Origin of the sequence: Embleya sp. NPDC050154, from assembly GCF_044460165.1 — a bacterium.
Lineage (GTDB): Bacteria > Actinomycetota > Actinomycetes > Streptomycetales > Streptomycetaceae > Embleya.
In genome coordinates, this window is record NZ_JBITJP010000002.1 from 288,375 (window position 1) to 305,798 (window position 17,424).

The 17,424-nt window shown below is 71.1% G+C and carries 13 protein-coding genes and 1 pseudogene; 4 read left to right on the top strand and 10 right to left on the bottom strand.

Annotation, left to right across the window (positions count from 1 at the left end; all coding sequences use genetic code 11):
- Positions 1-38: 38 nt before the first annotated feature.
- The 5 genes from ACIBSV_RS04895 to ACIBSV_RS04915 all read right to left on the bottom strand — a co-directional run bounded on the left by ACIBSV_RS04895 (position 39) and on the right by ACIBSV_RS04915 (position 6,152).
- Positions 39-563: a hypothetical protein gene (locus ACIBSV_RS04895; RefSeq protein ID WP_395859537.1), complete on the bottom strand. Its 525-nt coding sequence runs from the start codon at positions 561-563 to the stop codon at positions 39-41.
- 58 nt (positions 564-621) lie between these two features.
- Complete coding sequence (locus ACIBSV_RS04900; protein WP_395859538.1) at positions 622-1,368, bottom strand: ABC transporter ATP-binding protein; 747 nt, start codon at positions 1,366-1,368, stop codon at positions 622-624.
- On the bottom strand, positions 1,365-2,126 hold the full coding sequence (locus ACIBSV_RS04905; protein ID WP_395859539.1) for an ABC transporter ATP-binding protein: 762 nt from the start codon (positions 2,124-2,126) through the stop codon (positions 1,365-1,367). The genes ACIBSV_RS04900 and ACIBSV_RS04905 overlap by 4 nt, the downstream gene beginning before the upstream one ends.
- Positions 2,116-4,344: an ABC transporter permease gene (locus ACIBSV_RS04910; protein WP_395859540.1), complete on the bottom strand. Its 2,229-nt coding sequence runs from the start codon at positions 4,342-4,344 to the stop codon at positions 2,116-2,118. Before ACIBSV_RS04910 ends, ACIBSV_RS04905 begins: the two co-directional genes overlap by 11 nt.
- 251 nt (positions 4,345-4,595) lie before the next feature.
- A complete protein-coding gene (locus ACIBSV_RS04915; RefSeq protein ID WP_395859541.1) occupies positions 4,596-6,152 on the bottom strand; it encodes an ABC transporter substrate-binding protein in 1,557 nt (518 codons plus the stop codon).
- 459 nt (positions 6,153-6,611) lie between these two features.
- Between ACIBSV_RS04915 and ACIBSV_RS04920 the strand changes: the two genes are divergently transcribed.
- From ACIBSV_RS04920 to ACIBSV_RS04935, 4 genes are all read left to right on the top strand, one after another.
- Entirely contained in the window at positions 6,612-7,451 is an 840-nt protein-coding gene (locus ACIBSV_RS04920) for a spermidine synthase (protein ID WP_395859542.1), read from the top strand.
- A gap of 217 nt (positions 7,452-7,668) precedes the next feature.
- On the top strand, positions 7,669-8,154 hold the full coding sequence (locus ACIBSV_RS04925) for a nuclear transport factor 2 family protein (RefSeq protein WP_395859543.1): 486 nt from the start codon (positions 7,669-7,671) through the stop codon (positions 8,152-8,154).
- Positions 8,151-9,638 carry an MFS transporter gene (locus ACIBSV_RS04930; protein WP_395859544.1) on the top strand — a complete coding sequence of 496 codons (1,488 nt, stop codon included), beginning with the start codon at positions 8,151-8,153 and terminating at the stop codon, positions 9,636-9,638. Before ACIBSV_RS04925 ends, ACIBSV_RS04930 begins: the two co-directional genes overlap by 4 nt.
- Positions 9,639-9,652: 14 nt before the next feature.
- Positions 9,653-10,156: a tetratricopeptide repeat protein gene (locus tag ACIBSV_RS04935; protein WP_395859545.1), complete on the top strand. Its 504-nt coding sequence runs from the start codon at positions 9,653-9,655 to the stop codon at positions 10,154-10,156.
- A 468-nt stretch (positions 10,157-10,624) separates the two neighbouring features.
- Here ACIBSV_RS04935 and ACIBSV_RS04940 read toward each other — a convergent pair whose 3' ends face one another.
- From ACIBSV_RS04940 to ACIBSV_RS04960, 5 genes and pseudogenes are all read right to left on the bottom strand, one after another.
- The gene (locus ACIBSV_RS04940; RefSeq protein ID WP_395859546.1) at positions 10,625-11,623 is read right to left on the bottom strand and encodes an LLM class F420-dependent oxidoreductase; all 999 of its coding nucleotides are present in this window, start codon (positions 11,621-11,623) and stop codon (positions 10,625-10,627) included.
- Entirely contained in the window at positions 11,620-12,816 is a 1,197-nt protein-coding gene (locus tag ACIBSV_RS04945) for an acetyl-CoA C-acyltransferase (protein WP_395859547.1), read from the bottom strand. Before ACIBSV_RS04945 ends, ACIBSV_RS04940 begins: the two co-directional genes overlap by 4 nt.
- Positions 12,817-12,886: 70 nt before the next feature.
- Positions 12,887-14,041 (bottom strand): annotated as a pseudogene (locus ACIBSV_RS04950) (acetyl-CoA acetyltransferase); the annotation flags it as partial.
- Positions 14,038-15,831, bottom strand: a complete 1,794-nt coding sequence (locus ACIBSV_RS04955; protein ID WP_395859548.1) for a class I adenylate-forming enzyme family protein — start codon at positions 15,829-15,831, stop codon at positions 14,038-14,040. The gene ACIBSV_RS04955 and the pseudogene ACIBSV_RS04950, both read right to left, overlap by 4 nt.
- Positions 15,828-17,285, bottom strand: a complete 1,458-nt coding sequence (locus tag ACIBSV_RS04960) for a carotenoid oxygenase family protein (RefSeq protein ID WP_395859549.1) — start codon at positions 17,283-17,285, stop codon at positions 15,828-15,830. The genes ACIBSV_RS04955 and ACIBSV_RS04960 overlap by 4 nt, the downstream gene beginning before the upstream one ends.
- Positions 17,286-17,424 lie beyond the last annotated feature (139 nt).

Below are 17,424 nucleotides of genomic sequence, written 5' to 3' on the forward strand. Positions count from 1 at the left end.
GCGCGCGGCCCGTTGAGGAGTCCTCCCCCGAATGTCGCTCAGTGCCCCGCCGGGGTGGCGGGCAGCACCGCCGTGGCGTCCGTGCCCGGCCCGGCGACCGCCGGGGCGGCCTGCGGCGTCTGCTGGGCGGCGATCAGCCGGGCCAGCCAGAACCGCAGATACGTGGACAACGAATAGCGGATGAAGAGGGCGAACCCGAGGAGCGAGACCGGGATCGCCGCGAGACCCAACGTGATCGCGTCGTTCTGGGTCAGGATCAGCGTCGTGCCGTGCGACATGAAGTAGGCGCCGATGCCCATGCCGATCCCGAGCACCATGAGACCGACGCCCAGCCACATCAACTGGGTGTCGAGCATGGTCTTGGGCGCGCGCAGTTTGAGGGCGCCGACGTCGGCGGTGAACTGCCGGGTCCGATCCTGAGTGGCCGCCGGGATCGCCGCGTGGCGCGGGGCGAACGCCGGTGGTGGTCCGGCCGTCGGCACCCCCTGCGGAACCGTCGGCGGCTCGCCGCCGGGCCTCGCGGGTGCGGGGTGCCCGTCGGCGTTCACGCTGTTCATACTCATAAAGTGCTCACCTCGTGGGTCGCCGTGAGGTTGGTACGTACCCGACGGCCATGTGCGCTCAGCCGCCCAGGTACGCGCTGTGCAGGTCGCCGGCGATCTCGTCCGGGGTGCCGACCTGAAGGATCCGGCCACCGCTCATGACCGCGGCGAGGTCGGCGACGGCCAGGGCCGTGCGCGCGAACTGCTCGACCAGGAGCACGGTGACGCCGGTCTCGGCGATCTTGCCGACCACGTCGTACAACTGATCGACGACGAGGGGCGCGAGGCCCATCGAGAGCTCGTCGAGCAGGATGATGGCCGGGTTGGTGGCGATCGCCCGGGCGACGGCCAGCATCTGCTGTTCGCCGCCCGACATCGTGCCCGCGGCCTGCGTCCGGCGCTCCTTGAGGCGGGGGAAGATCGGGAAGACCTTCTCCTCGATCTCCTTGCGGGAGACCCCTCGGTAGGTCGCCATCCACAGGTTCTCGGACACGGTGAGATTGGGGAAGACGCCGCGGCCTTCCGGGATGCTGCACAGGCCGATCCGGGCCAGGTCCACCGGCGCCGCCCCGGTGACGCACCGCCCGGCGAGGTGGATGTCCCCGCCGGTGGGCTCGTGCAGCCCGGTGATCACCTTGAGCATCGTGGTCTTGCCGGCGCCGTTGGGCCCCAGGACCGCCATCACCTTGCCGGTGGGCACCGCGAGGTCCACCTTGTGCAGCACCTCGACCTGCTCGTACGCGGCGCTGATGCCGCGCAGTTCGAGCAGTGGCGGGATGCCGCCGCGCGGGCCGGCCGGCGGCGCGTCGGCCACGTTCAGCGTCATACGGTCTCCTGCAGGACTTCGGCGGCCTCCGCGGCGTCGGCGGTGCCCAGGTATGCCGCCTGTACGGCGGTGTTGGCGCGGATCTCGTCGCACGTACCGTTGGCGATTTTTTTGCCGAAGTCAAGCACGTGCAGTTCGTCGCAGGTGTTCATCACCAGATCCATGTCGTGCTCGACCAGGAGCACCGCGACCCCGTCGTCGGCGATCTCGCGCAACAACTGTCCGAAGCCCCGGGTCTCCTCGTCGTCCTGGCCGGAGGCGGGCTCGTCCAGGAGCAGGATCTTGGGCCGGGACGCCAGCGAACGCGCGAGCTCGACCACGCGGCCCTGCCCGGTGGGCAGTTGGTCGGCGCGTATATGCGCGATCTCGGTCAGGTTCAGGCGGTGCAGCAGGCGCGCGGAGGTGTCCTGCGGGGTCTCCTTGGTGCCCCGGTGCAGCCGGCGGTACTGCGCGGCGGCGACCTGGATGTTCTCCCGGACCGTCAACGAGCCGAACAGCTCCAGGCGTTGGAAGGTACGGGCCATGCCCAGGCGGGCCCGGCGGTAGGGCGCGAGCTTGCTGACGTCGCGCCCGTCCATCCTGACCCGGCCCGACGACGGCGGTTGGAGACCGGTGATCACGTTGAAGATCGTGGTCTTGCCCGCGCCGTTGGGTCCGATCAGGCCGGTGACCTTGCCCTCGTGGGCCCAGATGTTGACGTTGTTCAGGGCGGTGTGGCCGCCGAAGCGGACCGTGACGCCCTCGACCTCAAGCCCCATGACGCGCTCCAGGCAGGGTGGGTGACGGTGTGTCGGCCATCGCGACCGTCGGCAGCGAGGGCATCGCGATCAGCTTGTCCAGGGCCTCGATGTCGGCGGCCGCGAACCGGGCGCCGTTCAGGCCCAGCCCCTCGGGCTGCTCGGACAGGCCCGGCGGCAGCTCCTGTTCGGTGCGCGGTGCCTTGAGCATCAGTTCGGCCTTGACCGCGGCGGGGATGCCGATCACCGCGAGCAGGATCCCGATGACGAAGACCCAGTTCCCGATCACGTCGGTGAACCGCAGTACGACCAGCGCCAGTTGCGCCGCCGCGCTGGCGGCCAGGATGACCGGCCGGCGCAGTGCGGGCTCCCATTCCGGGCGAATCTTGGCGGCGATGAAGCCGTTCGGGTTCTTGCCCAGCGCGATGCCGTTGAGGCCGATCAGGATGGTGGTGAGCTGGGCGTAGTCGGGGAAGAGGTTGGTCATCAGCGGGGTGCCCAGGAAGATGCCCGCGAACAGCGCCGCGCCCGGCGAGGTCAGACCGGCGATCACCATCAGCATCAGCACCGAAAGCCCGGCGGTGAAGTCGAAGTTGACCGGCGACAGGGTGCCCAGCGCACCGCCCATGATGCCGCCACCGACGCCCGCCATCGCGGCGGACAGGCCGAAGACGGTGAGCGTGGTCAGCTTGTGGTTCATCCCGATCGTCGCGCACGCCGCCGGGCTGTCCTTCATCGCCAGCAGCCTGCGGCCGAACTCGCCGCGCCGGATCCACACCACCACCAGCGAGGACAGCGCGAAGAAGACCGCGCCGAAGATGAAGTAGGCCCGGTCGGAGGAGATGTCGATGCCCGGCCAGTCGAAGCGCTCGAAGTTGAGCGTGCCGCTGTTGAACAGGTCGATCTTCGTGTCGCCCCAGGTGAACGCGGGCAGTTGGAAGATCCAGCGGTCCAGCATGACCGCGAATGCGGCGGTGGCCAGGGCCAGGTAGATCCCGGACAGGCGCAGTGCGGGCAGCGCGACCAGTACGCCGATGCCCGCGCAGATCAGCGCGGCCCACAGCAGGCCCAGCGGGTTGCCGCCGGAGCCCAGGTGCGACACGCAGATCGCGCCGATGCCCGCGAAGCCCAGTTGGGCCAGCGACATCTTCCCGGCGTAGCCGACCAGCGGAATCACCGACAGGCCGATGATCGCGAAGCCCCACATCTTGGTGCTGGCGAACAGGTCGGCGGCACCGAGGGTGTTGGCGGCGACCACCGCGCCCGCGATCACCAGGCCGGCGAAGACGAGCGAGCCGGTCCAGGTCGGGCGGTGCGCGATCTCGCGGGTGCGGGAGGAGGCGTGGCCGCGCAGCCGGGAGGTGGGCAGCAGCAGGATCGCCACGAACAGCACCAGCACCGGCATCGAGTCGGTGAGGCCGGACAGGTAGGGGCCCGCGGTGGGGAACCTGGTCTCGGTGAGGTAGCCCTTGCCGTACTCGGTGACCAACCCGATGATCATCGCGCCGACGAAGGTCCACGGCAGGCTCTTGAGCCGGCCGATCACCGCCGCGGCGTAGGCGTTGACGATCAACAGGGTCAGCGGCAGCGCGGCGAAGGAGAGCTTGGGCGCGATCAGGATGCCGGCGACCGCGGCCAGCATGGTGCCGGTCGCCCAGGCCAGCATGCCGGGCACCTCGGGGCGCGAGCCGTTGAGCACCGCGAGGTTGCGGTCGTCGACGGTGGCGCGCATGGCCACGCCCGCGCGGGTCGAGCGCAGCAACACCCACAGGCCGATCGCCACGATCAGCGCCACGGCCAGGGTGATCAGGTCGTGGTAGGACACGCGCGTGCCGCCGATGTCCACGGACTCGCCGGGGAAGAAGTTGACCACGTTGCGCGGGGTCTGCGGATCCCAGATCCACATCACCGCGGCGAGCAGGCTCAGCAGCACCGCGACGGTGACCATCAGGCGCGTCGTCTCCGACGTGCCCTCCAGCCGTCGCATGATGGCGAAGTGCAGGAAGACCCCGAACGCGGGGGCCAGGATGCCCAGCACCACGACGATGGACAGCCATACCGGCCAGCCCCAGTCGAAGTGCAACTGCCAGTAGGTGAAGGCGGCGAGCGCGCCGGTGACACCGTGGGCGAAGTTGAAGATGCCCGTGGTGGTGTAGGTCAGGGTCAGGCCGCCGGCGGTGATGGCATAGATGCCGCCGGTGACCAGGCCGCTGATGGTGAGGATGATGAACTCGTGCACGCGCCCTCCGTTCGGGCCGGGCCGTGTCGCGGGGCGATCGGTCTCGGAGACTGGTGCGGCACGGCTCCTGACAGGTCGTCAGGGCCGCTGGGCCGCCCTCCCGCCCGGTGCGGGGCGAGAGGGCGACGGGTGTCGCTGGGTCGGACCGACCGGAGTGAGCGGCCGACGGGTGCAGCGGTGGTGCGGGTCGTGCGGTTGCCTGGTGGTGCGGTGTCGCGGGTGGCGCGGTGTCGCTCGGGTGTGCGGGCGACTCAGGCGTTCTCCTCCGGCGGCGCGGCCGGCGGCGGCTCGCCCGAGTCGGCGGGCGGCGGGCTGCCCCCACCGGAAGTCTCCGCGGGTGGCGGCGTACCGGCTCCCGGAGTGGTCGGCGGCGTCGAGGCCGGCGGCGCGCTCGGCGCACCTGGCGCGACCGCCACCACGTTGGCCGGGTCGCAGTTGAAGAACTCGGCCTTGTTCGGCTTGGTCAGCGCGGCGTCGTACTCGAAGCCCTTGGCGGTCGCCTTGACCATGGTGAAGCAGTCGGCGGCGCGCACGTCCTTGGTCTCCACGATCGGACCGGGCGCGAACAGGCCGCCCGCGTCCCAGTTGGCGCGCTTGCCCTTGGCGAGCACGCACTCCGTGGTGAGCTCCGTACCGCACTCCTTGACCGCGCTCGCCCACAGCAGCCAGGAGTTGATCCCGGACATGTGGAAGAACTCCAGGTCCTTGCTCGGCTCGGCCAGGTGCAGGATCTCCAGCGCCTTCTGCACGGCCGGGTTCTTGTCGCCGAGCGACTGCGGCACGAACGTCGGGTAGATGTAGGTGTCGGGGATCTTGGAGTTCTTGGCGGCGGCGAGGGTGTAGCGGTTGTAGGCCGAGGCGTCGCTGACGATGACCTTGGGGTGCCAGTTCATCGCGTCCATCTCGCGGAACATCGACGACGAGTCCACCGCGAGCCACGTGGTGATCAGCATCTCGACCCCGGCGTTCTTCATCTTCTCCAGCGTCGTGCGCCCGGGGGGCGGCATGACGGGGACGTCCTCCTTGTAGACGATCGTGCCGCCGGCCGCCTCCACACCCGCCTTGTAGCGGGCCATCGAGGGCCGCAGCGAGGCCATGTTCTGGCCGAGCAGGCCGACCTTGGCCTTGACCTCGGGGTGCGCGGCGAAGACCGCCTTGTACGCGCCCACGACCGTGGTGGACACCGGCAGGCCGACCGCGAGGTCCTGGAGGTCGGCCTTGGCCGATTCCTCGCCGACCACGTAGGCCGGGAAGGCGCCGAGCTTGCACCCGGTACGCGCCTTGACGCCGTCGTTGTCGAACGGGTTGCCGCCGCCGACCACCATGAAGTCGCTCTGGCAGGCCGCCGTCATCACGGTGCCGACGTTGCTGAGCGCGGCGTCGCGCTGGGTCAGCTTGATCGTGCGGCCGTTGATCCCGCCGAGGCCGTTGCACCACTTGGTGAAGCCGTCGGCCATCTCGAAGAACTCTTTGCCCAGGCCCGGTTGTGCGGGGGCGCCGGGGTCGCCGGTCACGCTGACCGAGATCTGCTTCTCGGTGACGCCTCGGTCGGCCTTCTTGGTGAGCGGCTTGCCGTCGCCCTTGCCGCAGACGTCCTTGAGCGTGCCGAAGTCACCGGGCGCGCCGGTGCCGACGGGAGCCTTCGGGTTCTGGGATCCCGCGGTGCCGGAGCCCCCCGATCCCGGACCCTTGGCCACCGCGTCGTCACCCGAGCGGCTACAGCCGACCGCCAACAGGAGCGGCACGACCAGCAAGCCGGCCGCCGCTCGGCGGCGCGTCCCACGCCGCCCGGCGGAAGTTGATGCCATCAGCCCTCCCGACACTTCGTTTCCGCGGGCCGGGCCGATGTGCCCGGTGCGCTCTCACGTACTTCTCCTGCGCTGTGCTCGCGTCGTTCTCGTCTTGTGCTTGCCCTGCCCCGGGCTCCGCCTGCGAGGCGTCCCTGCGACTGGATCTGACATGCCATCAGTCAATGGGCCATGAAGCAATGGCCGGGACCTTAACGGGGTGTCCTACAGGGTGCAAGAGTCACCGAACCGGCGAAAACCGCTGGCCGGCAGCCCATGCCCGGCCCTGTGCGAGGTGGGGCGCAGCACTGCACACGTGTCACCGTTCGGCCCCTCGGGATCGGACTTCCCCGGCTTCGTGATGGCACTGTTATGAGGTGCTCGCGATCCGCCGCACACGGCATGTGAAGGCGCCCGGGAGGCGAGAAGGCGACACGGCGACACCCGTTCTCCATAAAGCGACAAGGAGTCAGTGAACCGATGTACACGATCGATCCGACCACCGACGCACACGAGATCGAACGCGTCCCGGCGGCGGACGGCGAACTCGTCCTGCGGCAAGTGGGCGAGCACTACGAGATCATCAGCAACGGCTGCTTCCTGATGGACACGCGCGCGGGCGCGTCGGAGCGGCTGCTGGTACGCACGGCGTTGGACGCGCTGGAGGGGGTCGACGCGCGCGGCGCGCTCGCCACTCCCGAGGCACCCGACGCACCCGAGACGCTCGGCGTCGCCGGAGGGCTGCGAATCCTGGTCGGCGGACTGGGTGTCGGATTCACCCTGCGCGAGGCACTGACCGATCCCCGGGTCGAGCAGGTGACCGTGGTCGAACGTGAACCCGCCGTGGTGCGGTGGGGTCGAGGGCCGCTCGCCCCCTTCTCGGGGCACGCGCTGGCGGATTCGCGGGTGAGGGTGATCACATCGGATCTGGTGGCCTGGGTGCGCTCCCCTTCCATCGCGCCCGCCGACGGGGTGTCGGAGCGGGCGGACCGCGAGGCGGCGGCCCGGTCGGGCAAGGGGTCGGACGAGCGCCCCCACATGTCGCGCGAGGGGTCGGACGAGCGCTTTCACGCGTTGTGCCTGGACATCGACAACGGGCCGGATTGGACGGTCACCGACGGCAACGCGTCGCTGTACGACGACGCGGGACTGGCCGCGCTGCGGGCCAGGTTGTTGCCGGGCGGAGTGCTGACGGTGTGGAGCGCGACCGCGAGTCCGGCCTTCGCGGACCGACTGCGGGCCCGGTTCGCACAGGTGACCGTGCATCAGGTGCCGGTGCCGCGCGGGGAACCGGACGTGGTGTTCGTGGCGCGGGGGTAGCCGGCCGGCCGCGGCGCGGGTCGGCCGCGACCGGGACTCGGGCGCTTCGTACGCACCGACCCGGGCGCCCGGTCGGGTCGACCCCGGGCGCCCGGTTCGGACCTCCCGAACAGGTGGTTCGTTGCGCGGAAGATGTAACTGACGCGACGTCAGAGAAACTTGCGTGTGTCATCCAACTGCTGTCAGCATGCGATCGACGGCTGGTGAAAGGGTGGACATGCACGACGACGAGGCGGATTCGCCCGCTCTGCACGATTCGGGGGAACTGCGCGATCGCAGCGAGATCCGGGACGTGGCGCAGACCTACGCACACGGCGCGGATCGCCGCAAGCCCGACCTCGTCGCCTCGATGTTCACCCCCGAGGGCCGCCTGGTGATCCACCGCGACCCCGGATCCACCGAGCCGCCGGCGGTACGCACCGGCCGGGCCGAGATCGCCAAGGCGCTGACGAGCCTGGACCGATACCTGGCCACCACCCACCTGATCGCCAATCAGCTCGTCGCCTTCGAGCCGGGCGGCGATCGGGCGAACGCCGAGACGTACTGCATGGCGCACCACATCTACGAGTCGTGCGGAGTACGCCGCGACCGGGTGATGTCGATCCGCTACCTCGACACGTTCGCGCGCACCGACGAGGGCTGGCGCATCGAGACCCGCACGCTGCACTGCGACTGGGTCGAGGACCGGCCGCTGACGGCATGAGCACGGGCACCAAGGGGGCCGCGCGCACACCGACCAAGCGCCACGGCCCGACGATGATCCTGGTCGCCCTGTCCTTCGCCGCGACCACGATGGCGGTCATGCAGACCGTGGTCTCGCCGATCCTGCCGCAACTACAGAACCGTCTCGGCGTCTCCAGCTCGGCCATCGCGTGGGTGCTCACCGGCAACCTGCTCGCCGCCGCGGTGGCCACCCCGCTGCTGGGCCGGCTCGGAGACCTGCGCGGTCGTAAACGTTTCCTGCTGCTCGCGCTCGCGGCGGTCGCGGTCGGCTCGGTGCTGGCCGCGTGCACCACGTCCTACGTGATGCTGATCGCCGGCCGGGTGCTCCAGGGCATGGGCGGCGGCGTGGTCCCCCTCGCGCTGAGCGTGGTGCGCGACGAGTTCCCCAAGGAGCGCTCGGCGGGCAGCATCGCCACCATCGGCGCCACGATCAGCGTCGGCGCCACGTTCGGCTCGGTGATGACCGGCCTGATCGCCGACCGCTGGGACTACCACCTGCTGTTCTGGCTCTCCGCGCTGGTGGCGGCGCTGTCCATGCTGATGGTGTGGCGGGTGGTGCCGGACACCGCCGAACGGCGCCAGGGGCACGTCGACCTGATCGGCGCGCTGACCCTGTCCGCGTGGCTGGCCGCGCTGCTGGCCGCGGTGAGCATGGGCAGCCGGTCCGGATGGGGCGATCCGCTGGTGCTCGGCGGGCTGATCCTGGCCGCGCTGATGTTCGCCGCGTGGATCGCCTGGGCGCTGCACCACCCCGAACCCCTGGTCGACCTGCGGGTGATGGCCCGCCGGCCGGTACTGCTGGCCAACCTGTCCGGGGTATTCACCGGCATGGCGATGTACGGCTCCTCGCTGCTGTTCCCGCCGTTCATCCAGGCGCCGTCCGCGCTCGGCTACGGCTTCGGCAAGTCGGTGCTGATCGCGGGCCTGATCATGCTCCCGGGCACGATCGGCAACCTGGTGGCGGCGCCGGTGGCGGCCCGGATGACCAATCGGTACGGCCCCAAGCCCGCCCTGGTGCTCGGACCGCTGCTCAGCGGCGCGGCGTTCGCCCTGCTGCTGCCGCTGCACGGGCACTGGTGGGCGTTCTCGATGGTCGGTGTGCTGTTCGGCTTCGGCCTCGGGCTCGCGTTCTCCGCGATGCCCGCGCTGATCAACGACAACGTGCCCGCGGACATGACCGGCGTGGCCAACGGGATGAACGCGGTGCTGCGCACGGTGGGCGGGGCGACCGGTACGGCCGTGCTGGGCGCGATCCTGAGCGCGACCCTGGTCGACTCGGGCACCGCGCGGGCGGCGGGCGTGGCCCAGGCACCGGAGCTGACCGGCTACCTGATCTGCTTCGGCATGCTGGGCACCGGCTGCCTGCTCGCGGCGCTGCTCGCGTGGTCGATCCCGGCCACGCACCGAACCGGGCGGCCGGTTCGGGTGGTTCCCGAGCCCGACCGTGTGCGGGCCGCCCGATAGGGAACACTGCCCGGATGATCGACAACGAACGGGACACGGCCCTGGCCGAGGCCATCGCGCTGCGCGAGGCGGGCTTGGTGGAGGAGGCGCGGGCGCGGCTGGTGCCGCTGGTCGAGCGGTATCCGGGCGACGCGCAGGTCGCCTATCAGGCGGCCTGGGCACACGACGTGCTCGGCCTGGAACGCGAGGCCGTGCCGTTCTACGAATGGGCCCTGATCGGGGACGGGCTGCCGGCCGAGGACCGCCTGGGCGCGTTCCTGGGCCTGGGCAGCACGTACCGCGCGTTCGGCGCGCACGACAAGGCGGTGGCGATCCTGCAACGAGGTCTCACCGAATTCCCCGACGACCCGGGCCTGACCACGTTCCTGGCCATGGCGCTCTACAACGCCGGTGACCCCAAAACCGCGGTCGAATCCCTCCTCCACGTCATCGCCACCACCAGCACCCACCCCCACCTGACCCCCTACCGCAAAGCCCTGACCCTCTACGCAACCGACCTGGACGCCACCCACCCCTGAACAACCCGCCGCCCCAAGCCAACTCCCCCGCAACCCGTCCGGCGCTCGAGGACAAAGCGAGGTCGGGCCCACCCCAGCCCGCCGACCCACCGAGCCAACCCCCGCCAGCCCGTCCGGCGCTTGAGGACAAAGCCGGACCAGGCCCACCTCGGCCCGTCGACCGAAACCGACCCCCTCAGCCCGTCCGGCGCTTGAGGACAACGCCGAACCAGGCCCACCTCGGCCCATCGGCCAAAACCGACCCCCCTCAGCCCGTCCGGCGCTTGAGGACAAAGCGAGACCGGGCCCACCCCAGCCCGCCGACCCACCGAGCCAACCCCCGCCAGCCCGTCCGGCGCTTGAGGACAAAGCCGGACCAGGCCCACCTCGGCCCGTCGACCGAAACCGACCCCCTCAGCCCGTCCGGCGTTTGAGGACAAGGCGGGACCGGGCCGATTCCAGCCCGTCCGGCGCTCGAGGACAACAGCGTCAACAACCCACCAACGCCGACAACGTCGCAGAGCCACCCGGATCCCCAGCGGTAGCCGAAGGCACAAGGACGACCTCGTCCACCCCCGCCGCCCGATACGCCGCGATCCGCGAGCGCGCGTGCGCCACCGACCCCACCAACCCCACCACCGACACCGCCGCCTCCGGAATCGCCGCCAGCAATTCCCGCGGATGCGGCCCCGTCCGCGCGTACGCGACCAACTCCCCGAAGCCCGCACGCGCGAACATCTCGCCATACCCGGGTGCGGCCAGATACCCCACCAGCCCGCGCCGCAGTTGCTCCGCCCCCTCGACCGCGCCCGCCCCCACCGCCGCGCACACCCACGCGGCGACCCGAGGCCGAGGCCGCCCTGCCTCCTTCGCCGCTCGCGACAGGGAGACGATCAGATCCGCCGCGGTCTCCGGCGCGACCAGGTTCAACACCAGCCGATCCGCGTATCGCGCCGCCGTCCGGATCGCCGCCGGCCCGAACGCGGCCACGGTCAGCCCCGACCCGCCCGGTGCCGGCAACCGCAGCCGGTAGCCCTCGGAACGGACCACCTCCCCGTGCCCATCCGACCGAGCCCCGTCCAGCAACTCCCTGGTCTGCCGCGCCGATTCGGCCAGCGCGACGCCCGCACGGGCCCGCGAGCGCCCATGCCATCCCTCCACCACGACCGTCGAGGAGGTGCCCAGCGCCACCGTCACCCGCCGCCCGGTCAGTGCCCGAACCGAGGCCGCTCCCATCGCGATCGTCGCCGGATCACGCACGGTCACCGCCAACGGCCCCACGGTCAGCGGGATCCGCTCGGTGCCCCCGGCCACCGCGGTGGCCAGCGCGAACGCGTCATAGGTGGCCATCTCGCCGATCCACAGTTCGGCGTAGCCGAGTTCGTCCGCCAGCCGCGCCGTCGTCAGCGCCTCCTCCGCCGGCCGGTCCTGCCACAACCCGAGGGAGACCGACAGCCTCGACCCGCGGGATCGCACGTCCTCGCTCACGGCATCCTCTCCAATACCACTGCCGTCCCCAGTCCCGCCGCCCCACTCACCGCGGCCACGCCGAACCGACCTCCCGAGCGCGCGAGTTCGTTCGCACACGCACCGGTCAGGATCGCCCCGGTGGCACCGAACGCGTGTCCCATCGCGATCGTGCCGCCATTCACGTTGAACCGGTCGTCACCGAAACCCAGTTCGCGCCGGATCTTCAGACACAGCGCGGCGAACGCCTCGGCGAACTCGACCACGTCCACATCCCCCGGTCCGATCCCGGCCCGGGCCAGCGCCTTGCCGACGGCCCGCTGACCGGCCGTCAACATCCGGACTGGATCCACACCCGCCGAGGCCGAGGACACCACCCGCGCCACCGGTGGCAATCCCAGCCGCTCGGCCCAGCCGAGCGTGCCCAGCAGCAGTACGCACGCCCCGTCGGCCACCGACGGCGAGGTTCCCCGAGTGTGCAGGTGTCGGACCTCGCGCAGATGCGGCAGATGCCGAAGCGCGAGCGCGTCCTGACCACTCGCGCCCAACTCGGCGAACGCCGGTTCCAGTTCCGCGAGTTCCTCGACACGCGTGCCGGGCCGCACGTGTTCGTCGTGCGCCAACCCGCCCGGCAGCGCCGCCACCGCGTCGGCGAACCGGCCCTGGGCCCAGGCCCGCGCGGCGCGTTCCTGGGTATGCGCCCCGTACGCGTCCAACTCGGCCCGGTCGTACCCCTCCTCGGTCGCCACCACGTCCGCCGCGATGCCCATGTGCACACCGCCCACCCGCTCGATCACCGCCGCGTCGGTCCACAGCGGCCCCCGATCCGCGAACATCGGTACCCGGGATGAGGATTCGACCCCGCCCGCGATCACCAGGTCGGCCTGTCCGGCCCGGACCAGCGCCGCGGCCGAGGCGACCGCGTCGATCCCGGACGCGCAGAACCGGTTGATCATCTGGCCCGGAACGTTGTCCGGCCAGCCCAGCGTGAGCACGGCAGTACGCGCCGGGTTGGCGCCCTGCTCGTCCACCTGCCCCGCGCAGCCCAGCACCACGTCGTCCACCCGCGCCGGATCCACTCCGGTACGCGCCACCAGCGCCGCCGGCACGTGCTCGACCAGAGCCCGCGCGGGCAGCCCGGCCAGCCCGCCGCGCGGCGAGGCCTTCCCGCGCGGCGTGCGCACCGAGTCGAGGATGTACACATCGCCGCTCACGCCTCCGCCCCCGGCCCACGACCGTGGTCACGATCGTCGTGAAGGAACCGCCCACGTTGACCGTCAACGCCGTACGCGCGTCCTCGACCTGGATCGGCCCGGCCCGACCGGTCACCTGCCGCGCCGCGTCGAGCACCATCCGCACACCGGTCGCGCCCACCGGATGCCCCAGGCCCAGCAGTCCACCGCCGGGATTGACCGGCAGTCGCCCGCCCGGCCCGAACACCCCGTCGGCAACCAGACGACCCGCCTCACCCGGACCGCACACACCCAGGTGTTCGAGAGCCACCAGGCCGGTGATGGTGAAGCAGTCGTGCAGTTCGGCCACGTGCACCTCGGTGGCCCCGCGCAACCCGGCCCGCCGGTAGGCGTCCGCAACCGCGCCGGCCAAGTGCGGGAACATCACCGCCTCTTCGGCCCGACTCAGCTTGGCGGCCAGGGACAACGTGTCGGTGCGATGCCCGAAGCCGCGTACGCAGGCCAACTCCGCCGGGTCGAGTCCATGTTCGGCGACCCAGGCGGGGGAGGCCAGGACCAGTGCGGCGGCGCCGTCGGTGATCCGGCCGCAGTCGGTACGCCGCAGTCGCCCGGCGACCGGCGGATTGGCCGTGTCGTCGGCGGTGAAGGCCGCAGCCGGGAAGTCCCAGTCCCGGGCCTGCGCGAGCGGGTTGCGCGCGGCGTTCGCGAACGCGCCCGCCGCGAACGCGCCCAGGTGTGCGGGGTCCAGGCCGTATCGGGCGTCGTAGGCGTCGGCTATCTCGGCGAACAGCGCCGGCCACGGGAACCGCGCGTGCGACGCCTCGTGTCCGGCCCACGCGGCCGTGCCCAGATGGGCCGCACCCTCGTCCGCGGGCACATTGCGCATCAGTTCGACGCCGACCACGAGCGCGAGGTCGTAGCGCCCCGCCCCGAGATCGGCGCCGGCCGCGAGCACCGCGCAACTCCCGGACGCGCACGCCGCCTCGTGCCGCATGCTCGGCCGGCCCGCCAGCTCCGGTACAGCGGTCACCATCAGGCCGCCCAGGTGCGCCTGCCCGGCGAACAGTTCGCCCGCCAGGTTGCCCACGTGCACGACCTCGATCGCGTCCAAATCCACCTTCGCGTCCGCCGCCGCGGCCAGGGCGACCTCACGCATCGGGTCGACCAGGCCCAGGCCCTCCTTGGTCCAGTTGCGGGCGAAGTCGGTCTGCGCGCCGCCGAGGATGTAGAGGGGGGTCAAGGTCACGAGTCGGCTCCTTCCGGATGGTCCTCCACCGGAGCCGCGGACGAGCCGGGCCCCGATACCGAACCGGCGCCCGCCGCCGACGCCGAACCGGCCCCGAAGTCCACCAAGCGGGTGCGCAGTTCGGCCTTGCGCACCTTGCCGACCGGGTTGCGCGGCAGTTCCTCGACCAGTTCGAGCCGCTCGGGCAGCTTGTACACCGCGATGTGACGTTCCCTCAGGAACGCGCCCAGTTCGGTCAGGGACGGTGCGCGCTCGCCCGGCGCGACCACCACGACCGCGCAGGCCCGTTCGCCCATCACCGGGTCGGGCACCGCGACGATCGCGACCTCGGCGACCGCCGGATGCGCGCCCAGATGGTTCTCCACCTCGGCCGCGGAGATGTTCATCCCACCGCGCACCACGATGTCCTTGGCCCGGTCGACGTAGCGCAGCCGGCACGGATCCCCCGACGCGTCGGCCGCGTACGCGAACATGTCCCCGGTCCGAAACCAGCCGTCGTCGTCGAACGCTTCCCGCCGCGCCCGCGGATCGCGCGTGACATACCCGGCGAACACCCCCGGTCCCTGGAGCCGCAACTCCCCCGGTACACCCACCTCGGTGATCTCGACCTCGGTGGCCGGATCCACCAACCGGCTGCGCAGGCCGTGCGAGGCACGGTTGGACCAGGTGTGGTCGGGCGAGCCGAAACGCGGGAAGTAGTGCGCGCGGTCGCGGTGGTCGGGCACGCTGCTCGGATCCGCCGCCAGGCTCGCGCCCTCGTTGGAGCCGAAGTAGTTGATCACCTCGATGCCGAACCGCTCGGCCCAGCCGACCGTCATCTCCTCGGTCAGCGGCGCCGATCCCGAACCCACCACGCGCAGCGACGCGAGAACCCCGTCCGGCAGGGCGTCCTGGCGCAACAGCATCGCCAACAGCGCGGGCGGCACCACCGTGTAGGTGACCCGCTCGGCGGCCAGTTGGCCGAGGAACACGCCCGCGTCGAACGGGTGGTGCTGCACCAGGACGGCACCGGTGATCAACCACGGCAGGAACATCCCGGCGATGCCCGCCATGTTGACCATCGGGAACGGATTGAGCAGCACGTCCGCGCCGGTCAGCGAGGCGGCGTCGACACTGCCCAGCGCCATCGGCGTCCAGTCGTCGGCGCAGCGCGGAACCCCCTTGGGCATGGCCTCGGTTCCCGACGTCCAGCAGATCGTCACACAGTCGCCGGATTCGCTCTCCAGACCCGCCAGGTAGCGGCCGAGCGGCAGTGTCGAGACCCTGGCGCACGCGGCGTCGAGCGCGGTGACGCCCTCGGGGACGTCGTCGCCGAAGGCCAGTACCGCACGCGTGCCGGAGAGCGGCAGTCCCGCGATCACCCGCGCCGCGGGCCACGAGGCCGCCCGGGTGGCGGTGACGAACACCCGGACGTCGGCCAACCCTGCCAACTCCGTCAGTTCGTACTCGCGGTACTGCACCGGGAACGGCGTCGCGATCGCGCCGAGCCGGGTGATCGCCAGGTAGACGGCGGCGAGTTCGACCGAGTTGGGCAGGAGCACGCCCACCACGGTGTCGCGCACCACCCCGTGATCGAGCAGTACCGCGGCCAACGTATCCACGTAGACGTCGAGTTCGGACCAGGTCAGCCGCTTGGGCGGACCGTCCATCGACGCGATGCGGTTGGGCGGGTCGACGATCGCGGTGCGGTCCGGGTGTTCGGCCACCCGATCGCGGAACATCCGGTCCCAGGTCGGGCCGCCCCACCACGGCGCGTAGCGCGCGGCCCGCTCGGCGGTGTGCAGTCTCATCCTCGGCCTCCGAGCTGATCGGCGCGCACCCATGTGGCGTGGAAGCCGACCGGCACCCGCACCGGAAGCAGGATCCGGCACACCGGCCCGGCCGCCAGGTCGGCGGCGTCCAGAACCACCACCTCCGAGCGGTTCTCGCGTTCGTCGGTCACGAACGACACCAGGTAGCCGTCGTCCTCGCCGGTGCCCCCGTCGCGCGGGGCGAACGGCGCCTCGGACCCCCAACGCCCGGCACCGAAGCGATGGTCCTGGCGTTCGCCGGTGTGCAGGTCGTAGCGCACGATGCCGTCGAAGAGCAGGGTGTCCTCGCGCGCGATGTGCACGTTGTAGGCGAAACGGTTGCGCCGGCCCACCATGCGCAAGTCGATGGAGGGGAACTCGGTGTTGTCCTCGTCGCGCGGCCCCTCGACGGTGCGTCCGGTGGTCACGTCGAAGCGGTAGCGCCACAGTTGGGCATCCAGGCGCAGGTAGGCGAGCATCCGGGCGAGCGGGTGGGAGATCCTCGGCTGGTGCTGCGGGTCCTTGACCCGGCACACGTCCAGCACGATCTCGCCGTCCTCCTCCCAGGAATTGACGACGTGGTAGATGTACCCGGGCGCGGCCTCGAACCAGCGCACCCGCGAACCGTCGCCGTATCGGGGCAGGACCGCGAACCGGGACGGCAACGATCGCTCGAAGTGCAGCTTGTACCGGCCCTGTCGACGCGCCTCCTGGTCCTGGATCAGCGGCAGGTCCATCAGGATCGCGTGGTTCTCGGTGATCGCCATGTCGTGCGGCAGGCGCGGGCCGGGCAGGTCGACGTGCGTGGTGTGCGCGACCCTTCCGTCCGCGCCCACCACGCCGTAGCGCAGGTAGGGCGGTTCGGGTCCGTAGTCGAACCAGAACAGTTCACCGGTGGCCTCGTCCACCTTGGGGTGCGCCATGAAGTCGCCGGTGAGGGTGCCCAGGAAGGTCTCGGGACCCAGCGTCGCCAGCGACAGCGGGTCCAGTGCGCGCGGCGTACCGCACAGATACCAACTCGCCAGCAGCCTGCCGGCGAAGAACGTGACGTCGGTGTTCGCGGAGTCCTTCAGGCCCAGGCCGTGTCCGTTGCCGAACGGATTGCCCTTGGGATCCTCCATCACGCCCGTCCACAACCCGCGTCCGGCCCGGCTCTCCGCCTCGAACGCCTCGGTGCGCACCCAGCGGTTCGCGTACCGCGCCCGGCCGTTCTCGAAGTGCACCGCGTGCACCATGCCGTCGCCGTCGAACCAGTGGTGCCGGCCGGTCGCCGGGAACCGGCGGTTCGGGCCGTTGCGCACGTACACCCCGTTGAGATCGGCCGGAATGGAGCCGATTACTTCCAGATCGTCTGCGGAGATCTCATCCACGACCGGCGCGTACACGCCGAGCAGATAGGGATTCTCCTCTCCGTCTTCGACCGGCTTGAGCACTACGTGGGCTTCGTCGTTCATGGCCACTCCGAGGTCGATGGAGACTCGCCGGCAGGGAACCAGGTATGCCGGGAGGCTAACCCGAGGCGTCAAATACTTCTAGAGTGGAAGTAACCGGATCAGGCACTTCCCACTCGTATGGAGGGCTCGCCACGACCGG

Coding starts and splice junctions, on each gene's coding strand:
- ACIBSV_RS04895 (WP_395859537.1), bottom strand. CDS start 563: ATGAGTATGAACAGCGTGAACGCCGACGGGCACCCCGCACCCGCGAGG.
- ACIBSV_RS04900 (WP_395859538.1), bottom strand. CDS start 1,368: ATGACGCTGAACGTGGCCGACGCGCCGCCGGCCGGCCCGCGCGGCGGC.
- ACIBSV_RS04905 (WP_395859539.1), bottom strand. CDS start 2,126: ATGGGGCTTGAGGTCGAGGGCGTCACGGTCCGCTTCGGCGGCCACACC.
- ACIBSV_RS04915 (WP_395859541.1), bottom strand. CDS start 6,152: ATGGCATCAACTTCCGCCGGGCGGCGTGGGACGCGCCGCCGAGCGGCG.
- ACIBSV_RS04920 (WP_395859542.1), top strand. CDS start 6,612: ATGTACACGATCGATCCGACCACCGACGCACACGAGATCGAACGCGTC.
- ACIBSV_RS04925 (WP_395859543.1), top strand. CDS start 7,669: ATGCACGACGACGAGGCGGATTCGCCCGCTCTGCACGATTCGGGGGAA.
- ACIBSV_RS04930 (WP_395859544.1), top strand. CDS start 8,151: ATGAGCACGGGCACCAAGGGGGCCGCGCGCACACCGACCAAGCGCCAC.
- ACIBSV_RS04935 (WP_395859545.1), top strand. CDS start 9,653: ATGATCGACAACGAACGGGACACGGCCCTGGCCGAGGCCATCGCGCTG.
- ACIBSV_RS04955 (WP_395859548.1), bottom strand. CDS start 15,831: ATGAGACTGCACACCGCCGAGCGGGCCGCGCGCTACGCGCCGTGGTGG.
- ACIBSV_RS04960 (WP_395859549.1), bottom strand. CDS start 17,285: ATGAACGACGAAGCCCACGTAGTGCTCAAGCCGGTCGAAGACGGAGAG.